Annotated in this window: 1 protein-coding gene; it reads right to left on the minus strand. The window is 49.9% G+C overall.

What is annotated here, in order from left to right:
* Window positions 1-1553, minus strand: a 1553-nt coding sequence (locus Q0340_RS04215) for an N-acetylmuramoyl-L-alanine amidase (RefSeq protein ID WP_298082293.1), incomplete at both ends; no start/stop codon positions are given.

Consider the following 1553-nt stretch of genomic DNA (forward strand, 5'->3'; position numbering starts at 1 on the left):
ATTTAGGAAGGTCTGCTTCGAGAAGGTATTCATATCCTCCAAATCGCCCCTGTTTTCGAGCGCGGCGGCGTTTTTACTGCGCTCGCTTCTAGCCGGGCTTAAGAAAAAGGTCTCCACGCCGCTCATTCTGGATGCCGAGCTGGCGTTAGGAGCGGCGTTTGCGTGGATCGAGATAAACATATCGGCGTTCTTTTTGCCGGCAAATATCGTGCGCGACCGCAGATTTATAAAAACGTCGGTACTGCGCGTGTAAAGGACCCTGTAGCCGCGCTTTTGAAGCAGCGCGCCAAGCTTTTTGGATGTGGCCAGCACGACGTTTTTTTCCTTCAGCCCGTTTCCTACTGCGCCCGAGTCGCTGCCGCCGTGACCCGGATCGATTACGATGAGCTTTCCCTTGGTGGATTTGTAAATTTTACCGGCGGCCACGGAGGTCGATTTGGCGCCTCCTGATTCCTCTATCGTGCTGATTTGCGGCTCGCTATCTTGCTCGCGTCCGCGCTTGCGCCCTGATTTTTGATCTCTGTTTTTTTCTGCGCGCGCGGCTTTTGCGGACTTGGAGCTTTCGACGGCGCTTAAAATCATTAAATTTCCGTCGATCTGCACGCTAGCGTTAAATTTTTTCTCGTCGCTAAGCACGACGCGCACGGTTTTGTCGTTGTATTGCGAGATGCGTACCTCGCCTACGAAGCTATCTTGTAGCCGCGTATTGTGCGACTTTTGGCGTGCGCTAAAATCAATCACGAAGCGAAAGTGATCGTTGCTCGCGATGGTGAAATCCTTGTAGTCGCTCTGCTGCAGATCGCGGTTAAACTCAAGCACGATCTCGTTCGCATCGCAGCGTAAGGAATTTAACGCTAGCTTCGCGCTTTTATCCTCCTTTTTAACGCTGCTTTTTCTAAGCTCACTATTTTCCGTGCTAGGCTCATCCTCTTCGTTTTTTGCGGAGGCATCCTCGCTGCTTTGCCGATCGGATGAAATTTCATCCACGTCTTGTGCGGTATCCGCACCGCTAGGTCTAGTGGAGCGCAAAAATTCCAGATCCTCTTTGGATAGCGAGCTTAGATCCGCGTTTTTTGCAGATTGCGTTTTTTTGGCGGAGGAGTTTTTAGAGCTTTTAGAATTTTCCGAGGCGGAAGCTTTTGGGGTTTTATCCGCTAAATTTGAAGAGTTTTTGGAATTTTCCGCTTTGGAGCTTTTCTCGCTCTTTGCGGACTTTGTTTTGGAACCGCCCGGAGCTTGGGAGTCCTCGCTGCTAACAGAGCTTGCTTTTTTGGAATTTTTAGAGCTTTTCTTTTCGGCGGAGTTTGAGTTTTGTTTGCTCTCGTCGCTAGAGCTTTTGGACTTTGTTTTATCCGCGTTCTTTGTATTTAGGCGCGCGAGCTCCTTTTCGTAGGGCGAGGAGTCGAGCCCTAAATTTTTCGAGCTATAAACCAGCCTTTTTAGCGCTTTTATTCGGACTTCCTTCTGCGACGCGCCTTCGTAGAGCGATTTTAGCTCTTTGTGCAGCGAGCGCTTGTAATTCGGCGTCGCTACGATGAAATCCTTGTCGAATT

Origin of the sequence: uncultured Campylobacter sp., from assembly GCF_938045595.1 — a bacterium.
GTDB lineage: Bacteria > Campylobacterota > Campylobacteria > Campylobacterales > Campylobacteraceae > Campylobacter_B.